The sequence below is a fragment of the Hoeflea sp. BAL378 genome, from assembly GCF_000759435.1.
Taxonomy (GTDB): Bacteria; Pseudomonadota; Alphaproteobacteria; order Rhizobiales; family Rhizobiaceae; genus Hoeflea.
In genome coordinates this window covers 52,048-77,278 of record NZ_JRJG01000010.1, presented here as the reverse complement: position 1 = coordinate 77,278, position 25,231 = coordinate 52,048, and the positions used below count along the sequence as shown (strand labels likewise).

Annotated in this window: 19 protein-coding genes; 8 read left to right on the top strand and 11 right to left on the bottom strand. The window is 62.9% G+C overall.

The window, feature by feature from the left end; translation table 11 throughout:
• From LL06_RS03610 to LL06_RS03595, 4 genes are all read right to left on the bottom strand, one after another.
• Positions 1-845 (bottom strand): IPT/TIG domain-containing protein (locus LL06_RS03610; RefSeq protein ID WP_035522272.1); only part of this gene is annotated, 845 nt, incomplete at its 3' end.
• Positions 846-960: 115 nt separating this feature from the next.
• The gene (locus LL06_RS26745; RefSeq protein ID WP_280114101.1) at positions 961-1,248 is read right to left on the bottom strand and encodes a tautomerase family protein; all 288 of its coding nucleotides are present in this window, start codon (positions 1,246-1,248) and stop codon (positions 961-963) included.
• Positions 1,249-1,717: 469 nt separating this feature from the next.
• Positions 1,718-3,178: an ATP-binding protein gene (locus LL06_RS03600; RefSeq protein WP_035522270.1), complete on the bottom strand. Its 1,461-nt coding sequence runs from the start codon at positions 3,176-3,178 to the stop codon at positions 1,718-1,720.
• Positions 3,178-3,915, bottom strand: coding sequence for a response regulator transcription factor (locus LL06_RS03595; protein ID WP_035522322.1), 738 nt, complete (start codon positions 3,913-3,915; stop codon positions 3,178-3,180). Before LL06_RS03595 ends, LL06_RS03600 begins: the two co-directional genes overlap by 1 nt.
• 513 nt (positions 3,916-4,428) lie before the next feature.
• Between LL06_RS03595 and LL06_RS03590 the strand changes: the two genes are divergently transcribed.
• The 3 genes from LL06_RS03590 to LL06_RS03580 all read left to right on the top strand — a co-directional run bounded on the left by LL06_RS03590 (position 4,429) and on the right by LL06_RS03580 (position 7,081).
• Complete coding sequence (locus LL06_RS03590) at positions 4,429-5,340, top strand: MipA/OmpV family protein (protein WP_244447040.1); 912 nt, start codon at positions 4,429-4,431, stop codon at positions 5,338-5,340.
• Positions 5,341-5,589: 249 nt separating this feature from the next.
• Entirely contained in the window at positions 5,590-6,618 is a 1,029-nt protein-coding gene (locus tag LL06_RS03585) for an AI-2E family transporter (RefSeq protein WP_035522264.1), read from the top strand.
• Between the two features lie 88 nt (positions 6,619-6,706).
• Entirely contained in the window at positions 6,707-7,081 is a 375-nt protein-coding gene (locus LL06_RS03580) for a hypothetical protein (RefSeq protein ID WP_244447039.1), read from the top strand.
• A gap of 29 nt (positions 7,082-7,110) precedes the next feature.
• Here the strand turns inward: LL06_RS03580 and LL06_RS03575 are convergent, their stop codons facing one another.
• From LL06_RS03575 to LL06_RS03555, 5 genes are all read right to left on the bottom strand, one after another.
• Positions 7,111-7,803 carry an ATP-binding cassette domain-containing protein gene (locus LL06_RS03575; protein ID WP_081963630.1) on the bottom strand — a complete coding sequence of 231 codons (693 nt, stop codon included), beginning with the start codon at positions 7,801-7,803 and terminating at the stop codon, positions 7,111-7,113.
• Positions 7,800-8,990: an ABC transporter permease DevC gene (devC, locus tag LL06_RS03570; RefSeq protein WP_035522250.1), complete on the bottom strand. Its 1,191-nt coding sequence runs from the start codon at positions 8,988-8,990 to the stop codon at positions 7,800-7,802. Before devC ends, LL06_RS03575 begins: the two co-directional genes overlap by 4 nt.
• On the bottom strand, positions 8,987-10,183 hold the full coding sequence (locus LL06_RS03565) for an HlyD family efflux transporter periplasmic adaptor subunit (RefSeq protein WP_035522247.1): 1,197 nt from the start codon (positions 10,181-10,183) through the stop codon (positions 8,987-8,989). The genes devC and LL06_RS03565 overlap by 4 nt, the downstream gene beginning before the upstream one ends.
• Positions 10,184-10,200: 17 nt before the next feature.
• Positions 10,201-10,965: a DUF3313 domain-containing protein gene (locus LL06_RS03560; protein WP_244447038.1), complete on the bottom strand. Its 765-nt coding sequence runs from the start codon at positions 10,963-10,965 to the stop codon at positions 10,201-10,203.
• A gap of 143 nt (positions 10,966-11,108) precedes the next feature.
• On the bottom strand, positions 11,109-12,260 hold the full coding sequence (locus tag LL06_RS03555; RefSeq protein ID WP_244447042.1) for a patatin-like phospholipase family protein: 1,152 nt from the start codon (positions 12,258-12,260) through the stop codon (positions 11,109-11,111).
• Positions 12,261-12,642: 382 nt separating this feature from the next.
• Between LL06_RS03555 and LL06_RS27890 the strand changes: the two genes are divergently transcribed.
• The 5 genes from LL06_RS27890 (at position 12,643) to LL06_RS03530 (ending at position 21,618) form a co-directional block, all read left to right on the top strand.
• Complete coding sequence (locus tag LL06_RS27890; protein WP_035522243.1) at positions 12,643-12,897, top strand: hypothetical protein; 255 nt, start codon at positions 12,643-12,645, stop codon at positions 12,895-12,897.
• A gap of 249 nt (positions 12,898-13,146) precedes the next feature.
• Positions 13,147-15,753, top strand: coding sequence for a glycosyltransferase family 39 protein (locus LL06_RS26265; protein ID WP_052161173.1), 2,607 nt, complete (start codon positions 13,147-13,149; stop codon positions 15,751-15,753).
• 239 nt (positions 15,754-15,992) lie between these two features.
• Entirely contained in the window at positions 15,993-17,453 is a 1,461-nt protein-coding gene (locus LL06_RS03540; protein WP_035522240.1) for an efflux transporter outer membrane subunit, read from the top strand.
• Positions 17,453-18,550, top strand: coding sequence for an efflux RND transporter periplasmic adaptor subunit (locus LL06_RS03535; protein ID WP_035522238.1), 1,098 nt, complete (start codon positions 17,453-17,455; stop codon positions 18,548-18,550). Before LL06_RS03540 ends, LL06_RS03535 begins: the two co-directional genes overlap by 1 nt.
• A complete protein-coding gene (locus LL06_RS03530; protein WP_035522236.1) occupies positions 18,547-21,618 on the top strand; it encodes an efflux RND transporter permease subunit in 3,072 nt (1,023 codons plus the stop codon). The genes LL06_RS03535 and LL06_RS03530 overlap by 4 nt, the downstream gene beginning before the upstream one ends.
• Before the next feature lie 764 nt (positions 21,619-22,382).
• On the opposite strand, the gene LL06_RS03525 is transcribed toward LL06_RS03530, so the two are convergent.
• The gene (locus tag LL06_RS03525) at positions 22,383-23,342 is read right to left on the bottom strand and encodes an aspartyl/asparaginyl beta-hydroxylase domain-containing protein (protein WP_035522309.1); all 960 of its coding nucleotides are present in this window, start codon (positions 23,340-23,342) and stop codon (positions 22,383-22,385) included.
• Positions 23,343-23,818: 476 nt separating this feature from the next.
• A complete protein-coding gene (locus LL06_RS03520; RefSeq protein ID WP_035522234.1) occupies positions 23,819-25,198 on the bottom strand; it encodes an FAD-binding oxidoreductase in 1,380 nt (459 codons plus the stop codon).
• Positions 25,199-25,231: the final 33 nt, after the last annotated feature.

Below are 25,231 nucleotides of genomic sequence, written 5' to 3'. Positions count from 1 at the left end.
CCAACGGTCGCCGCCGTCAGCGCGCCGGCGGCGGGCGAGAAGGCGATAGTTGGCGCAATGTAGCTATAGCCATTGGTCAGCGTGCCCGAGCCAGCCGGCGTGGTGACGACGACGTTGCGGGCACCGGCAGTTCCGGCCGGCGTGACGGCGGTGATTTGCGTGGCCGAGGTGACGGTGACGCTGGTTGCGGCTTGCCCGCCAATGGTCACGGTAGTCGCGCCGGTGAAATCCGTGCCGGTAATGGTCACGGCCGTCGCGCCGGCGGCAGGGCCGGAGGTGGGCGAAATGCCGGTAACCGTTGGTGCAGAAGCCGAGGCGGCCGCAGCACAGCTCGCGCTGAAGGTGAGTGTATTCAGGTCCGAAGGGCCTTGGGCAGCGTCCTGGCTGACATTCGCCACAATATAGATAAAATTTACCGAGGCACTTGCCGTGAACGTACCGGAGACATTCTTGTTTCCATCAATATTGGATATGTCGACCAATTCGTCATAGTCAGTGCCGGTGTATATCGTGAGAGCCGCGGTGGTCCCGCCGAACGCCGTCCCGGTGGTCGAAAATGTCCACGAGATCTTCTCACCAGGATTCAATGCCGGATATTCATTGGCAATGTAGTTGGCCGGGATCTCAGTGTAAAATGGCACGCTGAAGTCTGAATTGATCTTGCTACAGGAGGCCGACAGCGCTGCATGGGCTGCCGTTGCCAAGCTCAAACCAGTGAGCATGATCGTCAGAAAGCCTATAAAGGCGCCCATGGCCGCTCTGGCGGAGCGCTTCAGCCACATGACCGCGGAGTTGTTCGCATACGCCGGAAGACGCACACCACGAAACGCTTCAATGAATGCCATTTCTGCTTAAAACCTGCTCGATCAACGCAGACACATCTGATCGTGCCGCGTTGAAACTTGAAAATGATGGGCCCTTAAAACCAGCGAGCCAAAAGAGTGCGCTTGAGTCGGATATTTATAGCTTCGGATCTTGGCTGTCTACGCTGCGCTGCCGGGCAATCGCCATTTCGAACAAGCCACATCCAACGCTCCAGAGCGAATAGTCGGTCTCGGGCATGAAGATGAAAACGTTTCCGGGAGAGGCTACCGCAACGGTCTCCATATTCCGGGCAATGGCGGCACAGAGGGCGCGCTTCATCGCATCGCTTCCGCCTCGGCGTCTGGTGATCTCGACGACAATGGGACTTTCGAAGCGGGCGATGTCACTGAACCGCCCCGGGTAGAGGTCTCTCGACCGCGGTATTCGGTGCAGTTGCCTTTCTTTAGCGCGAGCCCACCTTCATGGACTGCGATCTTTGTCAGAAAGTCGACAATCGCTTTCAATCCGATTATGGCGCCCTACATAGTTGACATATAAAATTATTCATTGACATATAATATCCTCTGTGTGATGCCTTGTCCGTTATGGTGTCTCACTGAGTTCATTTTTTGAAAAGGTGTTGTCTGTTGAAGGGGATTTTTGCTGTCCCTCTGTCAGCGCCCGTGTCGTTGCACAGACGCGCTCTCAACCGTCCCTCGCATGTTTTCAGCCGCCCCTGCTGCGTGGCCAAGCATGGCACTGATCGTCGGCTCGGCGCAGCCGGGATCTCCAGCCACGGAGACGAATGAAAGCCATAACGCGTGCGGGGTGACCACCCATGACTGCCAACCGGTCCGCACCACTCCAACGACCGTCAATCAGACGACGCTGACCGATTGCCGGCTTTCTCAAATCAGCCGGTTTTTGCAAGCGCACCGGCCGGCTTCTGGGGCGCGGCGCCGTTTTCCGCCTCGCCTTTGGCGGGAAAGTCCATCTGCGCCACCAGGCCGTGCGGCGCCTTGTTCAGGAGGACGATCGTGCCGCCATGCGCCCGCACGATGTCGTCGACGATGGAAAGCCCGAGCCCGAATCCGCTGCGATTGGCGGAGGTCCGGGCGGTATCGGCCTTGAAGAACGGCTCCAGCACGAGGGTGCGCAAGTTGCCGAGAAGGCCCGGGCCATCATCGATGACGCTGATGCGCACGGCTCCGGTGTCGAGGATCGACAATTCCACCACGGCCTCGCCCGCGAACTTGGTGCTGTTTTCGACGAGATTGGTGACCGCGCGCGCCAGCGATCGTGGTTTGCAGCGATAGGCGAAACGCTCCGGTCCGGCATAGGCCACGTTGAAGCCGATGTCGGAAAAATCGTTGCACACGGTCGTCAACAGGCTGGGAAGGTCGGCGTTGACCGGCTTCTCGGACGCCATCTCCTTGCTGAGATAGGTCAGCGTATCGTTGATCATGTCGCTCAAGGCGGAAATGTCCTTAAGCAGCGCCGCTTTGAGCTCCGGCTGCGTCGAGCGCTCCGCGCGCAGACGCAGACGCGTGAGCGGTGTGCGAAGATCGTGGCTGATCGCCCGCAACATGCGGGTGCGGTCATCGATCATGTGGCGGACGCGGCTGCGCATGTCGTTGAGGGACTTCGCCAAAGTGCGGATCTCCGCCGCTCCGCTTTCGTCGAAGGGCCTGTCCGGGCCTTCATCAGGCCTGAGCGTCTCTGCGGCTTTCGCAAATTCGAGAAGAGGCGCCGCAATCACCCGCGCCGCATAGAGCGACAGAAGGACCACCGGCAGGACGAGACCCAGCAGTTGCAGCACGACGCTGACCTGTTGGTCGCTGATCCATCCATCGGCAGGCGGTGACGCGGATAACGGTCGCGAGGGGAGTGTCTTCTCCAGATCGCTGATCCAGTCATCGGGAGGAGTTGACGCGGGCAGAAACGCCAGGGCTCGATCGTCATCGATCCCGACGACAAGCACATTGTGAAGCTTGCCGGAGGAGGTTTCCGTCCGGAAAGCCGTTGCGAACGTAGCCGGCATATTGTTCTGGACATGGTGACGGACATCCTCGAACGAGATGTCCATATCGGGCTCCGGCAAAAGCTCCGCCGCCGAGACTTCCTCGACCTGAAGCCCTGTCCTGGAAGTGGCGTTCAGGATTGCGGCTGTTTGTTCTGCGGACGTGGACGCCTTGACCTGATCGACGACGGTCTCAATCTTCAGGGCAGTCGCACGGGCATAGGAAACACTCTCCGGATAGTTACCCAGCAGGACCTCGGATATGGTGCCCAGGATGACGAGACAGATGACGGGGCCGACAGCCAGGGCCGCGATCTGGCGGCGGATCGAGCCGCCCCGGAAGCGCCTGAACATCAACACGCCTCGACTTTCGGGGTGAACATGTACCCGCCCAACCGGACCGTCTTGATGAAGGACGGCTCGCGGACATTCTGCTCGATCTTCTGCCTGACGCGGCTGATGTGGACATCGATGCTGCGCTCGACCGGACCGGCAAGGCCGGCGTGGGTCAGCCGCAGAAGCTGCTCGCGCGTCATGACCCGTCCAGGGTTCTGGCAGAATGCGAGAAGAATGTCGAACTCGGCCGTGGTCATCGACACGTGCGCGCCTTCCGGATTGACGAGTTGCCGCAGGATCGGATCGATCTGCCAGCCCGCAAACCGCATCGGGGTCTGGTGCAAGGGCTGGTCGGCGCCATAGGAGGCGCGCCGCAACAGGCCCTTGATGCGCGCCATGAGTTCACGCGGATGAAACGGCTTGGTGACGTAATCGTCCGCGCCGAGCTCGATTCCGACGATGCGGTTGATCTCATCGCCGAGCGCCGTGAGCATGACGATCGGGATCGTCGACGAGGCCCGCAACCGGCGGCAGATGCTGAAGCCGTCCTCGCCGGGCAGCATGGCGTCCAGCACAACCAGATCGAAGGATTGCTTTTTCATGGCGGCGTCCATGTGGGCGGCCGAGCCGACCGAAACAGCCTCCAGGCCATTCTCCCGCAACATCTCGATGACCATGGCGGCAATCTCCTCGTCGTCCTCAACGAGAAGAATACGGGACACGGCTTCCGGCGCGACGCGATGGTGAACTGTCATGTGTTTTCTCTGCAAGGCATGATCGGCGATGGCCGGGATCTCGGGTTTCATTGTCGCAGACATGGGCCCGAAGTTACAGGATCAAGTTGTTTGGATATGTTAAGATGGTGAAAGACGTGAAAAGCGCGGAAAATGCGCTGGAGTCTGCACCATCCTGTATCGATCGAAGTGTAGAGTGCCGTTGCCATGGAGATCCGGCTCCGGATGCATTGACCGGCACCACTTCAGCCGAACATGCAGCGATTTCATCTGCTTGCTTTTAGCTCCCCAATTCGGAATGCGCAGAGGACAATGACATCTTCCGTCCGCGGCCGCGCCGGGCGCCGGAGATGGCCAGTTCCGTGCACCTTGAGACTTCTTGCGCGGGTTGAGCGCGTTCGGAAACCTTGACCGGCGGGCCGGCTGGGCGGCAGCACCGCAAGCGCAACATTTCTTAACATCACAACACCCAAGTTCACGATGACTTCCGGAATAGTGCGCCGCGAGAGGCACGGCGCGTCCGCTTCTCCCCCTTTGCGCGCCAAGATCTCACCAACGGACCCTCAGGAGCGAATCCGAATGTCATTGACCAAGCCCCTTTCGAGCCGTCATCGGCGTTTCGCCATGATGACGGGGCTCGCAATTGTTGCCTGTCCCCTGTCCCCGGCAGCCGCTGCCGACATTTATGAGACCCAGGCGGGCGGCGTTCCCGCCACCGAGACCTTCGACACGCGGCGTTTCGGCGGTGTGCGCCAGAAGCTTGCGGACTGGGACGTGATGGTCGGCGCCGGGGTCATGTATGCGCCGAAATTCGAAGGATCGGACGAGTTCGAACTCGTCCCCATTCCCCTGATCTCGGCAACCCTTGGCGATCGCGTCACCATCGATCCAGGCGGATTGAATGTCGATGTGCTCGACTCCAACGGCTTCAAGCTGGCGGTCAAGGGCGGTTTCGAAATGGGAGGGGGGCGCAAGGAATCCGACTCCCCTCACCTCAGAGGCCTCGGCAATATCGACGCCGGCGCTGTCATCGGAACGCAGATCTCCTATGAAAGGGGGCCCATGGAATTCTATGCCTCCGTCGACAAGACGATCGGCGGCAGCGAAGGTTTGCTCGGCCAGGTCGGAGCAAATGTCTCCCATCACTACAATCGTTTCATTCTGTCCGCCGGCGCCTCCGCGACATTCGCCGATGACAATCATATGCAAAGCTACTTCGGCGTCACTCCGGCCCAGTCCGCCAGATCGGGATTGCGGCGACACGAGGCAGGCGCGGGGCTGAAGCGCTTCGATGTCGAGGCCTCCGTCACCTACATGGCGACCGAACACTGGGTTGTCCGCGGCCAGGCGGGCGTGGGCTTCCTCACCGGCGATGCGAAAAGCAGTCCGATCGTCCAGGATCACGTGCAGCCGTCGACAATGCTCATCCTCGGGTACAGGTTCTAGGAGACGGGCACGGAGCACCTCAGCAACTGCCGGCAGGCTCTGAAAATGCGACATCCTCACCGGAGGATGCGCTGAAGCTGGCGCAGGGCATCCTTTTGGCCTTGCCTTCCGAGCTTGAATTCCGCGATGCGGTTGCTGTTGCCGGTAACGGGCAATCCGGATCGCGGGTCGACGATCCGACCCCCGCCAAACCTTTCCGGGAAAAGAACCATGACTTATTAACTGCGGTCAGGAAGAGCGATTCAGGAGATGCCTGCACAACAAGCAAGTTTTTTCGTTCTTTTGATCGCGGCCTCGATTGCGTTCATCTGGCTGATGGCGCCCTTTTTCAGCGCGATATTATGGGCTCTGGTTCTGGCTGTTCTTTTTCATCCTGTTCAGACCCGAATATCGCGTCGGATGCATCGGCATCCGAATATGGCGGCTGGAATTGGGGTGCTTCTCTGCGTCTGCGTCATCCTTGTTCCCTCGGCATTGATTCTCGTCGCGGTCGCCCAAGAAGCGGCCAGTTTCTACCACTGGATATCCCTGCACGAGATCGATCTGGCTTCGGTTCTCGCGGGCATCCGCGCCGCGGCGCCACCCTTCGTTGTTGCCGCATTTGATTTCATCAAGCTCGGGACAGTCGAGGAACTCCAGGACGGCTTCAACCTTGTCTTGGGTCAAGCGACCCAATGGGTGGCGCCGGAAGCCCTCGATATCGGACAAGGTGCGGTTCAATTGATCGTGAGCGCAGGGGTCATGCTGTACGTTCTTTTCTTCCTCTTCCGGGATGGCACGGCTTTGTCGTCGACAATCCGAAGATCAAGCCCGCTCACCCCTCATCAGACGGAAATGTTTCTGGGAAAACTCTCCGAAGTCCTGTTGGCGACGGTCAAGGGAAACGTCGTCATCGCCCTGATTCAAGGCGCGATTGGCGGAGTTGTCTTTTGGCTCCTGGGCATCAATGGGGCGTTGTTATGGGGTGTTGTCATGGCGCTTCTCTCGCTCCTGCCGATAATCGGCGCAACCATCATTTGGCTCCCTGTATCGACCTATCTCCTCCTGTCCGGGCAAACCTCCAAAGGACTGACGCTCATGATTGCCGGAGTTTTCCTGATCGGTCTCATCGACAACCTGCTGAGGCCGCTGCTGGTCGGGAAAGATACGCGGATGCCCGAATATCTGATCCTGGTCTCGACGCTCGGCGGCATCGCCCTTCTGGGCATCAACGGATTCATCATTGGGCCGCTCATCGCGGCCACGTTCATTTCTGTCTGGCCGCTTCAATTCAAGTGACCGGCGCCACCCGGCCGGCCCACATCGCCGGACGGCAAGCCACCAAACAAGTCAGATTCCGAGATCGCTGCAACAGGAAAGCCCGACCGTGCGTTTGAACATATCCACCGCCCTCCAATCGTTTTCCCGGGCCCTGATGCCGTCGCTTGCGGCAGCCGCGATCCTTACGGCGCACCCCGCCTTGGCGGACGGATCGCTCGCCAACCTCATCGGCGATGGCAAGCCCTGGGAAATGTATGTGGTCAAGCGGAAAGCCTCCAACATCCTGGTGTTTCGCCCGGACGGCAAGGGAACCATCAGCGACGGTCTTGCCAGCATCTCGGTGACATGGCGCGCCGTCGCGGACGGGATCTGCATCAAACCGCAAGGGCGAACCGGAGAAATATGCCATCGACTGACGCGAACCAGCCAGGGGATCGCGGCCTCCCAGAACGGACGCGATGTGTTTGTGCTCAGGCGGTGACGCGGTGTCTTCGGGCGGAACCGGCAGCTCTAACCGGAGACAAGCTTGCCGTCCTCGATGGTGATGATCCTGTCGGCTAGCTCGATGATGCACGTGTCATGCGTGACCATGACGGTCGACGTGCCGCGCGCCGCGCCCAGCGCCTTGAGCATCCGCACCACCTGAATGCCCGCCTCCTTGTCCAGCGCTGCGGTGGGCTCGTCGGCGAACACGATTTCCGGGTTCGAGACCAAAGCACGGGCAATCGCCACGCGCTGCTTCTGGCCGCCGGACAGCTTTTCCGGCAGGTAGTCGATGCGCGGGCCAAGCCCCAGGATTTCCAGGATGTGGGCCGCGGCGGCGTCCTGCTTGGCCGCGTCTCCGCGCGGGCCATGAACCTGCAGTCCCATCAGCGTGTTCTGGCGCGCGGTCAGGCTCTCGTGCAGATTGTGCGCCTGGAATATGAAACCCAGGCGCCGGCGCAATGCTTCCTGGCTCTGCTGGCTCGCTCCGCGCAACTCCTGCCCCAGCAGACGGACCGATCCATCCTGCACCTTGCGCAAGGAGCCCATGAGGGTGAGCAAGGTCGTCTTGCCGGAGCCGGAGGGGCCGCGCAGGATGGTGAGGGCGCCGCGCTCGACAGTCAGCGATGCATCGAAAATCGCCTGGATCCGGGTCTCACCGGCGCCGAACCAGTGATTGAGCCCTTCAACCCGGATGGGTGGATCGATGTGGCTCGTCATCCGAACAATTCCGCCGGCTCCGCCCCCCGGAGACGAAGCGTGGCGAGCGTTCCGGAGATCATGCATGCGGCAAAGGTGCCGATCAGCACCACCACGGCGCGGGCCGCCGTCATGCCGAGCGGCAAGCCTGTCGCCGCCCCCATCACCGAGTAGATCCCGGCGCCGAGCAGGGCGCCGGGCACGAAGCCGAGGAACGCGATGATCAGCGCCTCCTCGAAGACGATGCCGAGAAGAAAGCGGTGGGGATAGCCCATGGCCTTGAACGTGGCATATTCCTTCATGTGGGCGGCGACATCGGTGGCGAGGACCTGGTAGACAATGACCAGCCCGACAAAAATGCCGATGAACACGCCGATGCCGAAGATCACGCCCATGGGCGCCTCGGTGTTCATGTAGCTGACGTCGTCGGCGATCGTTTGCGCAATGGTGCGCGCCTGGACATGCTCCGCGGCCAGATCCGCGGTCAACCGCCGCACGACGGTGTCCGGATCGGCGTCCGGCTTCAGCCGAATGAGAACATGGCTCAGCGTGCCGGACATCCGCTCAGGGACGAGGCGCTGGAAGGTCTGGTCGGACATGAACAGCGCGCCGTCGTAGCCGAAGCCGCTGCCGAGACTGAAGCTGCCCACCGCCGAGACGCCGTGCCCGTTGATCTCGAACTCCATGGGTGTTTCCGGAGACATCCGTGCGAAGGCCACGGCGTTTGTCGCCTGCTCGATATTCCGGAATGCGCTGTCGAGCAGAACGCGGTTGGGCAGAGCCAGCATGGCCAGTTGCCGGGCGCTGATAGTCTCGCCCGCGAAGGCGCTCGCCTCGGGCGCCATGCCGTAGACGATCAAGACCTTGGACATGCCGGTCGGCCGCTTCCATTCCATGTTGCCAAGATGAAGCGGGGTCGCGGCAGCCACGCCCGGATCGGCAAGCGCCATGTAGACGATCCGTCGCGACAGCAAAGCGCCGCCGAAGAGCTGCGGGCTGGGCGGGGAGATGATAATGTCCGCGCTGAAAGGCGTGTAGGTCAGGTTGATGACGTTGTTCATCGACGCCACGACGCCCAACTGGACGAAGACGAGGAGATTGGCGAAGGCGATCCCCGCCACCGCCGCCACCAGCCGCATCCGGTTGTGCGTGAGTTGCAGCCAGCCGATGGGCATGCGCCGAAGCAGGAGATGCAGCAGCCTCGTCATTCGGTCTGCGTCCCTATCCTGCCGACGACTTCAAGATTGGTGAAGGAACGCGCCTGCAGCGACGATCCGGCATCGAGCGCGACGGTGATCCGAACGATGCGGGCGTCCGCATTCGCGGCCGGCTCCGTGGACATGACCGATTGGCGTCCAACGATCTGGCGAATCCCGGCCACCCGGCCGGTCAGCGGCGCCGGCAGCGCTTGCGCGGTCATGGTGACCGCCTGGCCCAGTGCGACCCTCTGGATATCGGTCTGGTAGACCTCCAGTTCGGCCGTCATCTGCGTGAGGTCGCCGATCGTCATGACGCCGGAACCGGTCGGCTTTTCGCCGACGCGGGCGTGGATTTCCAGCACGGTTCCCGCGCGCGGTGCGACAACCCGTCCAGCGGCAATATCCGTATTGGCGCGGGCCAGGTTGGTGTGCGCCACATCGAGATTGCGCGCGGCCAGCACGATGTCGGACTGGCTGCCCGTCTCGGCCCCGCTGTACCGCCTGACGAATGCAACCGCCCGGTCGAGCGCCGCCTGCGCCTTTGCGACATTGGCCCGCGCCTGTTCGATCAGCACCTTTGTGGTGGAGGCGCTTGCTGCAAGTTTGGTCTGCCGTTCGAGCTCTTGCTTGGCCAACGTCAGGGTCGCCTCGGCTGAGAGCTGGTCGGCCCGAGATTCCGCAAGGCTGGCCAGGATCGAGGCCCGAACCTGCTCAAGTGCTGCCTTCTGGGCTTCCAGGTTGGACTCGGCCGAGGCTCTCGCCGCAAGAAATGCCGGCATGTTGTCGAGCTCCGCGACGGTCTCTCCCGCAGCCACCCGCTGGCCTTCCGCCACCATCAGGCGGGCGATGCGCGCATCGCCCGCGCCGCTGGGCGGGGCCACGGCCAGAACGCCGCCATCGGGCACGAGGCGTCCGAGCGCGACGACGTCTGTCGCCTCCGCGTCGGACGGCGGCTGGCGCTCCGCCTCCGGCACGGCTGACGATGGGAGGGAATCGGATTCCGCAAATCCCGGGATCAGGGGCGACAGCAGCGGCCGCACATACATGCCGCCGACCAGGCCCAGACCGAGCAGCAGGCCGGCCAGCAACAGTCTTCGCCACCACGATCCGCGCCCGTCCGTGAGACCGGAAGACGGCGACGCATCCCCCTTGCCGGGATCTTCGAGCGGCAGCGTGACGCGGTCCTTGGCGACTTGAAGCATGTGCCCGTCGTTCCGGTCTATTGGCCGCTTGCCGGACGCTGCCGGTCCGTCCAGGACGGCGGCATTCCGACCTGCGAGCCCGCGAAGTCCATCAGGCCGGGCGACCGGCCGAATCTCTCGCAGGCCTGGTACTTCGGCTTTCCGCCAAGGCCGGACTTCAGTCTCTGCCCGGACGGGATTTTCGGCAGGCCCTTGAAGGGCGTCTTGCCGGTGACCAGCATCTTGGAGAAATCGCCGCCGAAGCCCGATGCAAGCGAATAGGCGTCTCCAATCTGCGACACCCGCGCCCCGTTGGTGATGAAGTTTGCGCCCCTGGCCCAGACCATCGCTCCCGCCTGTGTGCCGTCGCGCGTCGTGGCCTCGGCCTCCACGGAAAGCCCGCCGAGACCCATCGGCAGCCGGGGAACGGGAACAGGGCTTACGAACCCCGCCCCCAGCGACGTCGCCGTCGACAGGCCGGCCAGGGCGGCGCTGGTCGGCACGATGCGGGTGATGGTTGCGTGAACGACGAGGTCGGCCTCCTCTCTCCTCTCCACAACCTCGAAACGATCGCTGACGCCAACGCAGAGGGCGCGGCTGATCGCATTCGCCACAAGGGCTGTATCGGAGGATTTCTTGATGGAAAGGGCAGCGGCGCCCGAAACCGTCGTCGGCTCGATGTAGACCGTCCTCGCTGCGGCGAGATCGTTCGAGACGACCCTGTACTCGGCCTTGGTCAAGCGCCCCTTGTTCGATGTCAGCTCAGCATAGGATGACAGTGTAGTCCCCTGCTCGAGCGGCACCGCGGCGCAGCCTCCGATGATCGAGACCAGAGAGAGAAGCAGGAATGTGGACCTTGTCGGTCGAAGGCCCGGGCGGGCGTTTTCTGAACCGATGCATGAATGTGGCATGATATTCTCCGTTGGATGAAGGGACGTCGGTGCGGCTATTGCCATTGTGCTACCTGCGCGGCTGGGATCGTATCGGCGAAGGACGGCCTGTCCTTCCACAGGGTGCCGTTCGACATTCTTGAGTACCCAAGGCTGTAGACTGCGCGCATGTAAACGGTGTTGAAGGGATCGATCATGGTGTAGGGAACCTGCTTGTCGATCGAAGCCACACGGAACCGGATGCCGTTCTTCTGGGCGTAGACATAAGTCGCCACCAGCGCGCTGCGTGTCTGTGACTTGATGAGGGTGGAATTCGCCCTGGCCATCACGGTGAACGTGTTGTTCCGGGTTGTTGAGAATTCGGGCATCAGCGCGTTGTTGACGATGATGTACAGGTTCAGGGTCGCGCCCTCGGGCCACTTGACCTTGTCAGAGCTGGCCATCCACCCCTCCGGAATCGTCAGGATCTGGGAGGCGGATCCTCCGTCCGAGTGCATTTCCTCGAAGGACCTTTCGCCGGACTTCGCCTGGATAAGCACCGCCGGATAAAGGCCGGGGATGCTGGCCGAGGCGATGATGATGTCCTGGAAGAGTTTCAGGGCGTCGGGCCGTTGGCTGTCAGCGATCGCGCCCATGTTCCATATGACGGCTCTTTGCGAATCGAGGTTGGAGGTCAGAACCAGGAGACGCCGTCCCTTGCGGTGCTCCGCGGCGATTTCCGCCAGGATGTCCCGGGTCAGGTACTGTTCGACCATCTTCCGGAGCGGCTCCTGCTTGAGCAGGCTTGGGCCGAGCAGGCCCTTGGGCAGGAACTTCATGTCGACCAGTTCCTGGGCGACGCCGCTGGTATAGAGCTCGACGAGCGCCTCGTCGTAGGCCGGGCCGAGAAAGGCATAGGGCGCAATCAGCGCGCCGGTGCTGACACCGCTGACCATGTCGAATTCGGGCCGCTCGCCCTTGTCCGTCCAGGCAGTCAGCACTCCGACGCTGAACGCGCCTCCGGCGCCACCGCCCGAGAGGACAAGATAGTTGATTTCCTTGTGCGTCGGGGCGGGAAGCCAGACCCGGGATTGGGGCAGGCTTCCGCTTGAATCCGCATACATGCGGATATCCTCGAACCCTTCGATGTTGGCGGTCGATGCAACATTGAGCCCATAGGGAATGCGGTCCGGCGCCATGCAGCCGAAGAGGAGCGCCAGCACGGCCATTGCCAACAATCGATCCAAACCCATCGCCTTGTAGTGGGCCGCCGGCCGGGGAGAAACAGGGTCTCATGGCCGCACAGCATGACCCGCGAACCCTTCATGGGTCGCGTCCGGCGGATTTAGATCAGGAATTCCCATTAGCTGGGGTGTTGTATTGTTAAGAATTGTTGCGCCGGACGCATGGGAACCATGCAGGCAAGGGCGGAAACCGCGGCACCGTCCGTTGCCGGTTCCGCGGGCAAAATAACCCGCCGGCATCCATGGTGCCGCCGACATCGATGGCCGGAAACAAAACTTCACCGAACGCCTCGGTTTTGTCGCGGTTTTGACATCGCAAAGCTCTTCCCTGTCGTCATCAAGGGCCAAACCAAGCCTGGAGGCACTCATGATCCGCGAAGAAATGACGATGGCCGACATCCTGAAAGACCCGCTCATCGGACAAGTGATGCGGGCCGACGGCGTGTCTGTCGAACAGATGGAGAGGCTGCTGCTGAAGGCGGCCCGGGCGCAAGGGGGCTGCAAAAGGTGCCTGGTCAAGGCGGGCAAGACTGCCGCCGCCGGCAGGTCCGGGAGCCCGCGTCGGCGGGTTTTTGCATTCCCCGATGGCCAATTGCCTCTGTGGGATCCCGACAAGACATAGGCGCCGGTCATTCCGAGACCGGCTCCAGGCCGCACCTCACGGACAATCGCGAAACAACCGTCGGCAGCCGCGCACGCACGTTCGCGCGACGCGGCCTGCATGGCCGGGATTCACCCCCGGTCCGGACGCAACAAATCCGAGCAAAGCTTAACAAGACTTAAAACCGTCCGGTCGGGGAACCGGATAGGTCCAGGCGGCGGCGCGGCCCGATCACCCATCGCGCACCGGCCATTCCACCTGGAGTCTTGCATGTATTCTTATCCGACACCGTCGTATGACGTTCAGACCCGCAGGTCGTCCGTCTCCATCATCGTTCCCACGCTGAACGAGGCGGAGAACATCGACCGCACCTTGCGCGCCATCATCGAGAACATCGGCGGGCGGTTTGATTTCGAGATCATCGTCACGGATGGAGGGTCGACCGACGGCACGCGCGAAAGGGTGGCCGGCTGGGAGAAGGATCAACCGGTTCGCCTGCTTGGAAACATTGGCGGCGGCGGGCTCGCCAAAGATGTCCGTGCCGCGGCGTTGAGCGCCAGATTTCCGATTGTCGTCGTGCTCGATGCAGATGGAAGCCATCCGGCTTCAGCGATCGCGTCCCTCGTGGATTCCGTGGCGTCAGGCGGTTACGACATGGCGATCGGCAGCCGGTATGTCGCCGGTGGCGCCACGGTCGACTGGCCCTTCCGGCGCCGGGCGCTATCGCGCCTCGGCGCGGCGCTCGCGGCCCCCTTTACCGACATCCAGGACCCGCTGTCGGGCTTTTTCGCGATACGACGCACTTATCTCCTGGCCGCGGGCGCGGAGGCGGAAGGATTCAAGATCGGACTGGAAGCGATCGTCGCCGGCGGCGACCGCATCAGGGTATGCGAGGTACCGATTTCCTTCACCGACCGGGTTCATGGAACATCGAAAATAGGCGCCAGTCAGACGATCGCCTACCTCAACCAACTGCTGCGGTTTTCCAGGGGCGCCACCTCCGCTGTCGCCATGCATCGCTTCGCGCTGGTCGGCATGGCCGGATTCTTCCTGGACTTTCTTGTGGTCGCGGCCCTGCAGTCGCTCGGCGCCAGCATCGCCATCGCGCATGTCTCCGGATTCTGCCTTTCGGCGGCGTTCAACTATCTTGGCCACATGAAGTGGTCGTTCCACGATCGCCCCAGGGAGAAATCGCAGTTCGCGCGGTTCATTCTCGTGTCGGCCATGGCCATTGCCCTGCGCGGCGGCTTCATCGCGGCGGCGACCGAGCTCGATTTTCCCTTCTTCGCCGTGGTGCTCTCGGGCATCGCGGGCGGCGGGGTCGTGAGCTACATCGGCAACGAGTTCTATGTCTTCCGGAATGACCGTTTCCTGTCTTCCGCGGCCCGATGGAGACTGGCGGCTGTCGCCATAGCCGTCTATGCCGTGGCGCTGAGGATCGTCTACCAGGGCAGCATAGACCTGATCCCCCAGGAGGCTTACTACTGGAACTACGCCCAGCATCCCGCATTGGGTTACCTCGACCATCCGCCGATGGTGGCGTGGCTGATATGGCTGGGAACGGCCGTCTTCGGCGGTTCCGAATTCGGCGTTCGCATCGTGGCCACGCTTTCCTGGCTGACGACCGCCTTTTTTATGTTCCGGCTTACGAAGAACCTCTTCGGACAGACCGCCGCGTTCCTGGCTCTGATGCTGCTGTCGGTTTTCCCGTTCTATTTCCTGATCGGGATCCTGACCACGCCTGACGCGCCGCTTGCCGCCGCCTGGGCGGGAGCCTTGTATTTCCTGGAGCGTGCGTTGCGGGCAAAAGACGCCCGGGCCTGGCTTGGCGCCGGTCTCTGCGTGGGCCTAGGCATGCTGTCGAAATACACCATTGCCTTGCTGGGCCCTGCGACGCTGGTCTATCTGCTCCTCCATCCGCAGTCTCGCCGGTGGCTGCTCACGACATCGCCGTATATCTGCGCGGGCGTGGCGGCGGTCCTGTTTACGCCGGTGATTGCATGGAACGCGAACCACGGCTGGGCCTCGTTTCAATTCCAGGGAAGCAGGCGATGGTTCCAGGGCGACCTCGAGTTTTCCACGCCCACCCTGCTGCTGTTCATGGCGGCGCTGCTGGGCCCGATCGGGATCTCCCTCGCCGGACATGCAGCCAGCCGGATGGTCCGGCTCCCGACGCGGACGTTTCTGAGGGAGGCCGGCATGTTCGTCATCGTCTTCACCCTGGCGCCGCTTTCGGTTTTCGTCTTCTACAGCCTGTTCCACCCCGTCAAGCTCAACTGGACAGGGCCGGTCTGGCTGGCATTGTTGCCTGCCATGGCAAATGTTGTCGTCAAAGCGATAAGGAAGGGCGACAGACCCCGCTTCATGACATCCCTGCAAGTCACCACTGCACTCAGCATCGTGGCGTTCGCGCTGCTGTTGCACTACCTGGCTCTGGGCCTGCCCTTGATCGGCCCTACAGGCAAGCTGCGCGGCTTGCCGGTGGCCTGGGAAGAGTTTGGCGCCGAAGCGGGGCGGATCAGGGCGAGCGTGGAAGCCGAAACCGGCCAACAGCCGCTGCTTGTCGGCATGGACACCTACAATATCGCCAGCGAACTGGCCTTCTACGGCACAGGGCCGGCGGCGGTGGATACCGTCACAAGTCAGAACCTTTTCGGCCGCAACGGCCTGATGTTCGACACCTGGTATTCCAACCACTCCTCCGACGGACGGGACGTGATCATGATCAGCGTCAAGGAACCCGGCGTTTCCGATGACGGATTGTCCGCATGGTTTGAGAGCATCGGCCCGGTCGAGCAGCAGGCGGTGCGAAAGAACGGCGCCGTGGCGGGCCATTTCTTTTACAGGATCGGCTACGGATTCCGCCGCCCCGATTGACGCCGGCTCCCGCCTGAAGGCCATCAGCCCATGCGGCCGGGTCACTTTGCGTAGGGTGAGATTGGCTCGAGCCGGGACCGAGACATCCCGTGACCACCGCATCGCGGCCGCCCCCGGAGGATCCCAGTCCTCTCGGGAGCGGCGGATGCCGGAGCGCTTCGGTTGTCCCTTAATCTAACTTAACCTAGCTTGACCCTACGACACACACGTTCCGCCACTCCGCGTGTACGAACTGCGGAATGCGAAAGACACATGAATATCTGGCCTGTCGGAAAATCATCACCATCGGAAGCGTTGTGGCCTGCCTGCTCGTCTCGGGCTGCACCACCGTCGCCGGTCTCCGCTCCCATGAGGCGAAGATCGCCGAAGTCTGGCACGCGACCCTGCCGCATGGCGGGGAAACCAGCGAACTCGTGTCCTGGTGGTCGACCTTTGATGATCCGTCGCTGACCGCCCTGATTGCGGAGGCGCAGGCCAAGAGCCCCGATCTGGACGTTGCCGCCGCGGAGATCGAGAGGGCACGCGCCGCTCTCCAGTCGGCCCAGTCTCACCGAATTCCGACGCTCGACGGCGCGGCATCCCTGAAGCGATCGGGGACGGGCGGCGATGCGTCCAACCGGCTTGCGGCGTCCACGACGAGTGCGGGCACACTTGATGCGTCCTGGGAGATCGATCTGTTCGGAAAGTTGCGCCACAGGAATGAGGCAGCGCGGATTCGGGTCGATGAAAGGTTTGCGGATTGGCACGCCGCGCGCGTCTCGCTCGCTGCAGAAGTGGCGGATCACTACGTCCAGTTCCGCGCCTGCCGGCAATTGGAGAGAGCCTATGCCGCTGAAGTCACCTCCCAGCGCGAAACCATGCGGGCGACGGAAACGGCCGCAAGTTCGGGCTTCAAATCCAGCGGCGAAGTTGCGCTGACACGGGCGAGCACCGCCTCCTCGGCGTCGACATTGACCGCCCAGCGCGCCGAATGCGAGATCCTGGTCAAGTCGCTTGCGCGGCTGACCGGCGGCGACGAGCCTTTCGTGCGGTCCCTTCTCAAGAAGGGCAAGGCGAGCATACCGCAGCCCAAGGCGCTCAAATTGACGTCCGTGCCGGCGGAGGTGCTGCGGCAGCGTCCCGACATCAACGCGCTCGAACTGGAAGTCGCAGCGGCGATGGCCGAATTCGGGGCCGCGAAAGCCGATCTCTATCCGAGCCTCAGTCTCGGCGGGACGCTGCAGATCAGCGGGTCCTCGCTGGCGGGAACCTCGGCGCCCTGGTCTTTCGGTCCTGCGCTTTCGATCCCGCTTCTCGACGGCGGCGCGCGCCGTGCGACCGTCAAAGGCGCCGCAGGCGCCTATGACGCGGCAGCAGCGAACTACAGATCCGGGGTACTGACCGCGGTTTCCGAAGTCGAGACGGCACTGGTGCGGATCGACAGCGCGCGATCGCGGATCGGCGACGCCGCCAGCGCGGCGCGCAATTACCGTCTCTACTTCGACACGGTGGATTCAAACTGGAAGGCCGGCGGGGCAAGTCTGCTCGAGCGCGAGGACGCCCGGCGCTCGGCCCATTCGGCCGAGGTGTCCCTCATCGAAATCCGCCGCGAAACAGTGCGCTACTGGATTGCGCTCTACAAGGCGCTCGGCGGCGGCTGGGATGCGGATGCCGTCTCGCCGATGCCCCTTCCACAGGTAGCCAAAGGAAACCGGACCTGATGCGATCAACTCCCCTTTTATCGGCTCTTCTGCTGAACACCTTGCTTTTGTCGGTCGCGGATCCCGCCCTTGCGCAGCAGCGAGAGGCCGCATCGCTGACCGTCGCCCTGACCCAACCGGCAGAGCGCCAATGGCCCGAAACCGTACCGGCCAGCGGCTGGCTCAAGCCCTGGCATGAATCGATCATAGCGGCTGAAATCAGCGGCTTGCGCATAACGGAAGTCCTTGCGGACGTCGGCTCCATCGTTTCAAAGGGCCAGCCTCTCGCGCGGTTTGCCGACGAGTCCGTTCGTGCCGATGTCCGAAAGGAAGAAGCCGCGCTCGCCACCGCCAAGGCCGACCTGGCCAAGGCGAAAGCCAATGCCGACAGGGTGCGCAGCATCGAAAAGGGCGGCGCGCTCTCGGACGAGAAGATCAATGAATATCTGATCGCCGAACAAACGGCGATTGCAGGCGTCGACTCCGCCGAAGCCGCGCTTGAAAGCCAGAAAATCAAACTCGGCCAGACCACCATCGCAGCGGCCGACGACGGGCTGATCACGTCCCGTTCAGCACAGCTTGGCGCCGTGGTGTCCTCCGGCGCCGAGCTGTTCCGCCTGCTGCGCCAGCAGCGCGTCGAATGGCAGGCGGAGGTGTCGGCACGGCATTTCTCGCGCATCGAAGAGGGGCTGACAGCGACGATCATCGGTCCGGATGACCGTCGCGTCACCGGCACGGTCCGGCTCGTCGGACCGACGGTCAGCACCGATACCGGCCGGGTGATTGCCTATGTCTCGCTGCCCGCGGAGGCGAACCCGCCGACCGGTCTTTACGTCACCGGCCAGATCGAGCTGGAAACCACCATGGCTCTCACCGTCCCCGAGACCGCGATCGTCATGCGCGACGGCATCGCCTACGTCTTCACCGTGGATGCGGACAACCGCGCATCCCGCGTCCGTGTGGAGACGGGCCGCCGCAACGGCGGCGAGGTCGAGATCACTGCTGGCCTCGACCCCTTGGCCGAAGTGGTCATGGCCGGCGGCGCCTTCCTTTCTGACGATGCCCTTGTTCGGGTCGAGCAGGCAGCGCTCGTCCAACTGAAAGACAAAACGCCATGAACTTCTCCGCCTGGTCCATCCGCAATCCGGTTCCCGCCATCCTCCTGTTCATCCTGCTCAGCGTCGGTGGCCTGCTCGCCTTCGACCGGCTTGCGGTCCAGAATTTTCCGGACATGGTCCTGCCAACGATACAGATCAGCGCCACGCTCGAAGGGGCCGCACCGGCCCAGCTTGAAACGGAGGTGGCGCGCAAGATCGAGGACAGGCTCGCCTCGCTCAGCCCCCTCGACCACATCACGACGACGATCACCGACGGGTCGGTGAGCATCAATGTGTCGTTTAAGCTAGGCAAGGACAGCGAGGAAGCGCTGAACGAGGTGCGCAATGCTGTCGACAGCGCCAGCGGCGAGCTTCCCGCAGGCATGCGGACGCCGGGCGTGACCAAGATTTCGGTGCAGGCCTCGCCTCTCGTGACCTACGCGTTGCGCTCCAAGCGCTTCAACGAGACCGAACTCTCCTGGTTCGTCGACAACGACATGACGAAAGCCCTCCTCTCCGTATCCGGCGTCGGAGAGGTCAGCCGCATCGGCGGAATCAATCGGGAAGTTCATGTCGACCTCAATCCGCAGATCATGGGCGCGCTGGGTCTCAGCGCCGCAACCGTTTCCTCGCAACTGAAATCGGTGCAGTCGGACACCTCGGGCGGTCGCGCCGAAATTGGCGGCGGCAAGCAGGCAATCCGCACGCTGGGCGCGGTGTCCTCGATCGAGGAGCTGGAGGCGCTCGCCATACCGCTTCCGGGCGGCGCGCTGGTGCGGCTGGACGACATCGGCACGGTGACGGACAGCCATGCCGAGAGGACGTCGATCGCCTATCTCGACGGCGAGCCGGTGATCGCAGCACTGGTGAAGCGGTCAAACGGCTTTTCGGATACGGCCGTGGCGACGGGCGTCGCCGCAGCCATGCAGGAACTGGCCGCCGCCAATCCCGATGTCGAGATCGTCGAGGCCTACAGCACGGTGGGCCCCATCATCGAAAACTACAACGGCTCCATGAACATGCTCTATGAAGGCGCGTTTCTCGCCGTCGTGGTGGTCTGGCTCTTCCTGCGCGACTGGCGGGCGACCTTGCTGTCAGCGGTGGCCCTGCCGCTCTCGGTGATCCCGACCTTCCTTGTCATGTACCTGGCGGATTTCAGCCTCAACACGGTCACGCTGCTCGCGCTCTCGCTCGTGGTCGGCATTCTCATCGACGATGCGATCGTCGAGATAGAAAACATTGCCCGCCACCTGCAGATGGGAAAACCGCCCAAGGAGGCGGCGCTCGAAGCTGCCGACGAGATCGGCCTTGCCGTCATCGCAACCACGCTGACGCTCGTCGCCGTGTTTCTGCCGACCGCCTTCATGACCGGCATCCCGGGTCTCATCTTTCGCCAGTTCGGAGTGACGGCCGCCGTTGCGGTGCTCGCCTCCCTGGTAGTCGCGCGCCTGCTGACGCCGATGATGGCCGCCTATTTGATGAAGCCGCATCCCGTCGAGACAAAGGACGGCTGGATCATGCTGGCCTATATGTCGCTGGTCCGGACGTGCCTGTCTCATCGCAAACCGACCATTCTCGGCGTCTGCATCTTTCTCGGGCTCTCGCTGTCGACGATGACCATGCTCAGCACCGGCTTCCTGCCGCCGTCGGACGACTCGCAGACGCAGGTGACGCTGACGCTGCAGCCCGGCACCACGCTCGAACAGACCGATGCGATGACGCGGCGCGCCACCGATATCATTTCCGGCCTGCCCGACATCTCGGGCGTGTTTGCCTCCGTCGGAAGCGCGACATCGGGCGATCTGCTCGATTCCTCGACGACGGCCAATTCAGCCACCGCCTCGCTCGTCGTCGATCTGGTGAAGCTCGGCGAGCGCAGCCGCAAGCAGGCCGAAATCGAGAACGATATCCGGCAGGCGCTGACCGTTCTTCCCGGCGTCATGGTGGAGGTTGGCGCGGGCGGCAACGGAACGACGCTGGACATCACCCTCGCCAGCGACGATTCCAACGCACTTGACCAGGCCTCCGAGGCGCTCGAAACGCAACTGCGCAGCCTGGAAGGCATCGGCGCGGTGACGTCCAGCGCCTCGCTGCAGGCGCCGGAGATCCAGATCATTCCGGACCTCGACCGCGCCGCAGCCCTTGGCGTGACGGTCAACCAGATCTCCGAGGCGGTGCGCGTGGCGACGAGCGGCGACTATTCCCCCGCGCTCGCCAAGCTCAATCTGCCACAGCGCCAGCTCTCGATCCGCGTCCGGTTCGATCCCGACAACCGGTCGACGCTTGATGACATCGCCGGCCTTCGCGTTGCCGGCGCCCGAGGCAGCGTCGACCTCGGCTCGATCGCCGAGCTCCGCGTCGGCAGCAGCCCGTCGGAGATCAGCCGCATCGATCGTTCGCGCAATGTTACACTGTCGGTCGAACTCAACGGACGCATTCTCGGCGAGGTCTATGGCGAAGCGCTGGCATTGCCCGCCCTTGAAGCCCTGCCGGAGACAGTCAGGCTTGTCGAACAGGGTGAACTGGAGCGCAGTTCGGAGCTTTTCGACAATTTCGCCATCGCCATGGCCATCGGCGTCTTCTGCATCTATGCCGTGCTGGTCCTGCTCTTCCATGACTTCCTCCAGCCGCTGACCATCCTGATGGCGCTTCCGCTGTCGCTGGGAGGCGCCCTGCTGCCGCTGGTGCTGACCGGCACCAGCTTCTCCATGCCGGTGGTGATCGGACTTCTTATGTTGATGGGCGTGGTGACGAAGAATTCGATCCTCTTGGTCGAATACGCGATCATGTCCCGGCGCGCCGGTCTTTCGCGCTTCGAGGCCCTCGTCGACGCCTGCCACAAGCGGGCCCGCCCGATCGTGATGACGACGATCGCGATGGGCGGCGGCATGCTGCCGGTGGCCCTGAGCCTGAGCGGCGGCGATTCGAGCTTCCGGCAACCCATGGCGATCGTCGTCATCGGCGGGCTGCTGACCTCGACGGTCCTCAGCCTCGTGGTCATTCCCGTCATCTTCACCTTTGTCGACGACTTCCTGCTGCTTCTCAAACGGCCCTTCGGCGGACGAGTGCCGGAGCAGCAGCCCGCCTGAGGACCGATCCTCCGCGGTTTCGCCTCCGGGTCATTCCGCTCCGTCGAGCGCGACAAGGCGATCTTTTGATCGCCAGCCACGCGCACGACATTCGGCACGCGGTTCCGGCCGGGGTTCTCTCAAGGCCACCACGACGGCCAGGCCGGCGTTGCTTGCGGGCGGTCGCGAGAACTGGCGGTGCAGGCCGCCCGCCACCATCGATCCGAGCGGCACCGACGATCACTATGGCACGGTCTGCCCTTTGAAGGTCCCCTCCCCGGACACTCCCGGCGGCATCATCGCCCGCGCGATCCGACAGGCCCTGTTCCTTCTTCCCCTGTGCGAAGCCGTCATTCAATGCGCTCGAGCCGCTGTTCCGCATTGATTGGTGCTGGATACAAGGCAGGCGCAGGAGTTGGAATCCGCGGCGCCTTCGGCCGGCTGTCACGCCGATCGGATCTCAGCGGCGCCCGGCAGTCAGATGACGCCGTGGACCTTCGTCGCCTCGCCCGACCACGCAACAGGACAGGAAATCCAGCCAGATCCTGGATCAGGCGGAGCTGTCTAACGCCGACAAGAATATAGGAAGAGACCGACCATGGCGCCGTTGGCGCCCCAGGAACGGAAGAAAAAGGGGTGTCCAACGGGGTCATGTCGTCCAGGGCTGCAGGGATTGGCCGTGCCCTGACCCTGGCTGTTCCCTCCCGGATGTCCGATGGATGCGGGAGCCGTGATCGACGGGGACATCGTGCGGGGACTGCGCTTCCGGCATTCCCCGCAGGGCTTCAGACAAGCCGGCCCAGCACCTGCCCCACGGCTGCGGCCAACACCAGCAGCAACACCCCGAGCAGGATGTTCACGGACCATTTGACGAGGCGGTAGATGGGCCTGTTCGTCGATTTCAATGCCTTGCTGCGAGCCAGCACCGGCGCGAGCCCGGCAAAGACCCGGTTGGCCAGGCCGCGACGGTCTTCCGGCGTATTGGGGACCACCGTGGCGCGGGTCAGCCCCTTGTAGAAAAAGTTGACCACCCGCCCCAAGGGATTCAAGGGCCGCTTGACGTCGCACATCAGGATGAGCCGGCCGGACTCGGACTCGTTGCGCACGAAGTGGAGATAGGTCTCGTCGAACAGGAGAACCTCCCCGTCGCGCCAACTCTGGTTGCGGCCGTCCACATTGATGAAGCAGGCGTCGGAGTTGGGCGTGGCGAGACCGAGATGGTAGCGCAGCGACACGGCGATCGGATCGGCGTGCCGGCTCAACCGGCCGCCTTCGGGGAGATAGGCAAACATCGCTCCCTCCACCGACGGAACCTTCCGGAGGATCTCGACCGTCCTGGGGCACAGGCGCTGAGCCGAGTGATGGGTGTATCCGTACCATTTGATGTAGAACCGGCTCCAGCCGTATTTGAAGAAGGTCCGGAAGCCGACGTCGTAGGTCCCGGCCGAACCCGGCTTTTTCGCGGCGTCCAAAGAGTCCTGCCGCAGCAGTTCCATGCCTTCATCGCGTATCGTCTGCCAGTTCTGGCGCAAGAGGTCGAGTTCCGGAAAATCGGCCGGGTCGAGAATGGGCTTCGAGCCGCGCCGCAGCGTCGTCATGTACAACAGGCAGTTCAGCGGCGTAAATATCGGCCATCCCTTGCGAAAATACTCGCCCAGGCTTTCGTAGCGGGCCTCGCCCCGGAAGCGGTACACGTACACGATGCTCGCGGTCACGAACGCGACCAGGACGGCAAGAGTCGGCATGAGGATACTCCCTGAATTCGGCGATGCCTTGATGATGACGGCTCCCGCGCTTGCGTCCCGATCGGACGCCTGCGAGCGCATTCATCCCGGACGCGGGCCCGCGCGGTTCCGGTGGGGGCATTAGCTCAGGTTTTTCATTGCCGTGGGTTTCGTCTTGCTAAGAGTTGTTGCCACGCTGGCGCCGGGTCTACCGGAAGCTTCCGAAGCCGGAATAGGAGTGGAAAATCAATTTAAATATAAACTAATAAAATTTAACTAGATTACACTATGTATTAGATTTCATAAATCTATTAACCTGCAAATAAAAATTGCAAATTTGATTTATATAATTTCTAAAAATATGCGGTTCTTCGTGTTATTATTCATTTTTACGTGAAAACACGGACACGCGCACAAGAAGAATCTCGCGATGTCGTGACACGCCTCACGCGACCGTTCACCGCGAAACTATCGTGAGCCGGCAGATCTGCCGCGTGTCAGATCAGGACGTTGCGGTTGAGCAACCGGTCTGGGTCGAAGGCGTGTTTGATCATCTGCATGGCGGCGATTTCCTCGGGAGTCCGGAATTGGCTCAGGAACGGCTTTTTCGCCCGGCCCACGCCGTGCTCGGCGGTCAACATGCCGCCACAGGCGCTCAGCGCGTCGTAGACCAGCTTTTCGATCTCGCCTTCCCGCTCCAGGGTCCGCTCGCCGACATGCACGCCCAAATGGATATTGTTGTCCGCGAGATGGCCGAAGGTGACGGTCCGGACATCGGGAAACCGGGCGCGCAGGTCATGGCGCGCGCGCTCCGCAAAGGCGGCGGCGCCGGCGATGTCGACGCTGACATCGAAGGAGATGAAGGGAGCCATGTCGCGGACGATGATGTCGGACGCCTCGCGCACCCGCCACAGCGCGTCCACCTCGCGCTGGGACCGCGCCAACACGCCCTCAACGCACAAATCGTCAGCGACCACCTGTTCCAAGAAGCGCTCCAGCGCTTCCATGTCCCTCACCTCATCGAAGCCCATGGTCTCGACAAGGACGTAGAAGGGCTGGTCGGGCGCGACCGGCCGCCGGTCGCCGCCATCGCCGGCAACCAGCGCATAGTGATCCTGCCAGAGCACTTCGAACGCGGAAAGCGTCATCAACCTTCGCGCCTGTTCGAGAATGAGCAGGAGCTGTCCGAACGAGCCTACGGACAGAAACGCCACGGACTGGGAGGTTGGCCTCGCCGCCAGGCGCAGCACCGCGCGGGTGATGATGCCGAGAGTGCCCTCGCTGCCGATGAAGTGCTGCTTGAGATCGTAGCCGGAATTGTTCTTGAGAAAGCTGTTGAGCGACGTCACCACCGTGCCGTTCGCCAGCACCGCCTCGATCCCCATCACATTGGCGCGCGTCATGCCCCAGCGGATGACGCGATTGCCGCCGGCATTGGTCGCCAGCGTCCCGCCGACGGTGGCCGTGCCGCGGGAGCCCAGATCGACGGGATAGAACGTGCCGGTCGGCTCCAGCGCATCATCGAGAGCCTGAAGCGTGCAGCCCGCCTGGACGATGGCAAACCCGCCCGTGGCGTCGATGTGCTCGATCCTGTTCATGCGCTCGAGCGAGACCACGATCTCGTCATCGTCCGCATAGGCCCCGCCGGCGACGCCGGTGCAGCCGCCATGGGTGACGATCTTCTGCTTTCTGGCGGCGCAGAGCCCGACCACCTCCGCCAGTTCGCGCGTGCTTGCCGGACGGACAAGGGCCGGCCCGCGCGGCGCGACATGGTGGAAGGGGTCGCAGGAGCGGGTGGAAAGCTGATCGCCGGTGACGACTCCGCCGGCGCCCGCCACGGCCCGCAATCCGGCAACAAGGTCTTCGTCATGCAGCATGTGTCGTCCTGCCTCCAGCCCTGAGCCTCATGG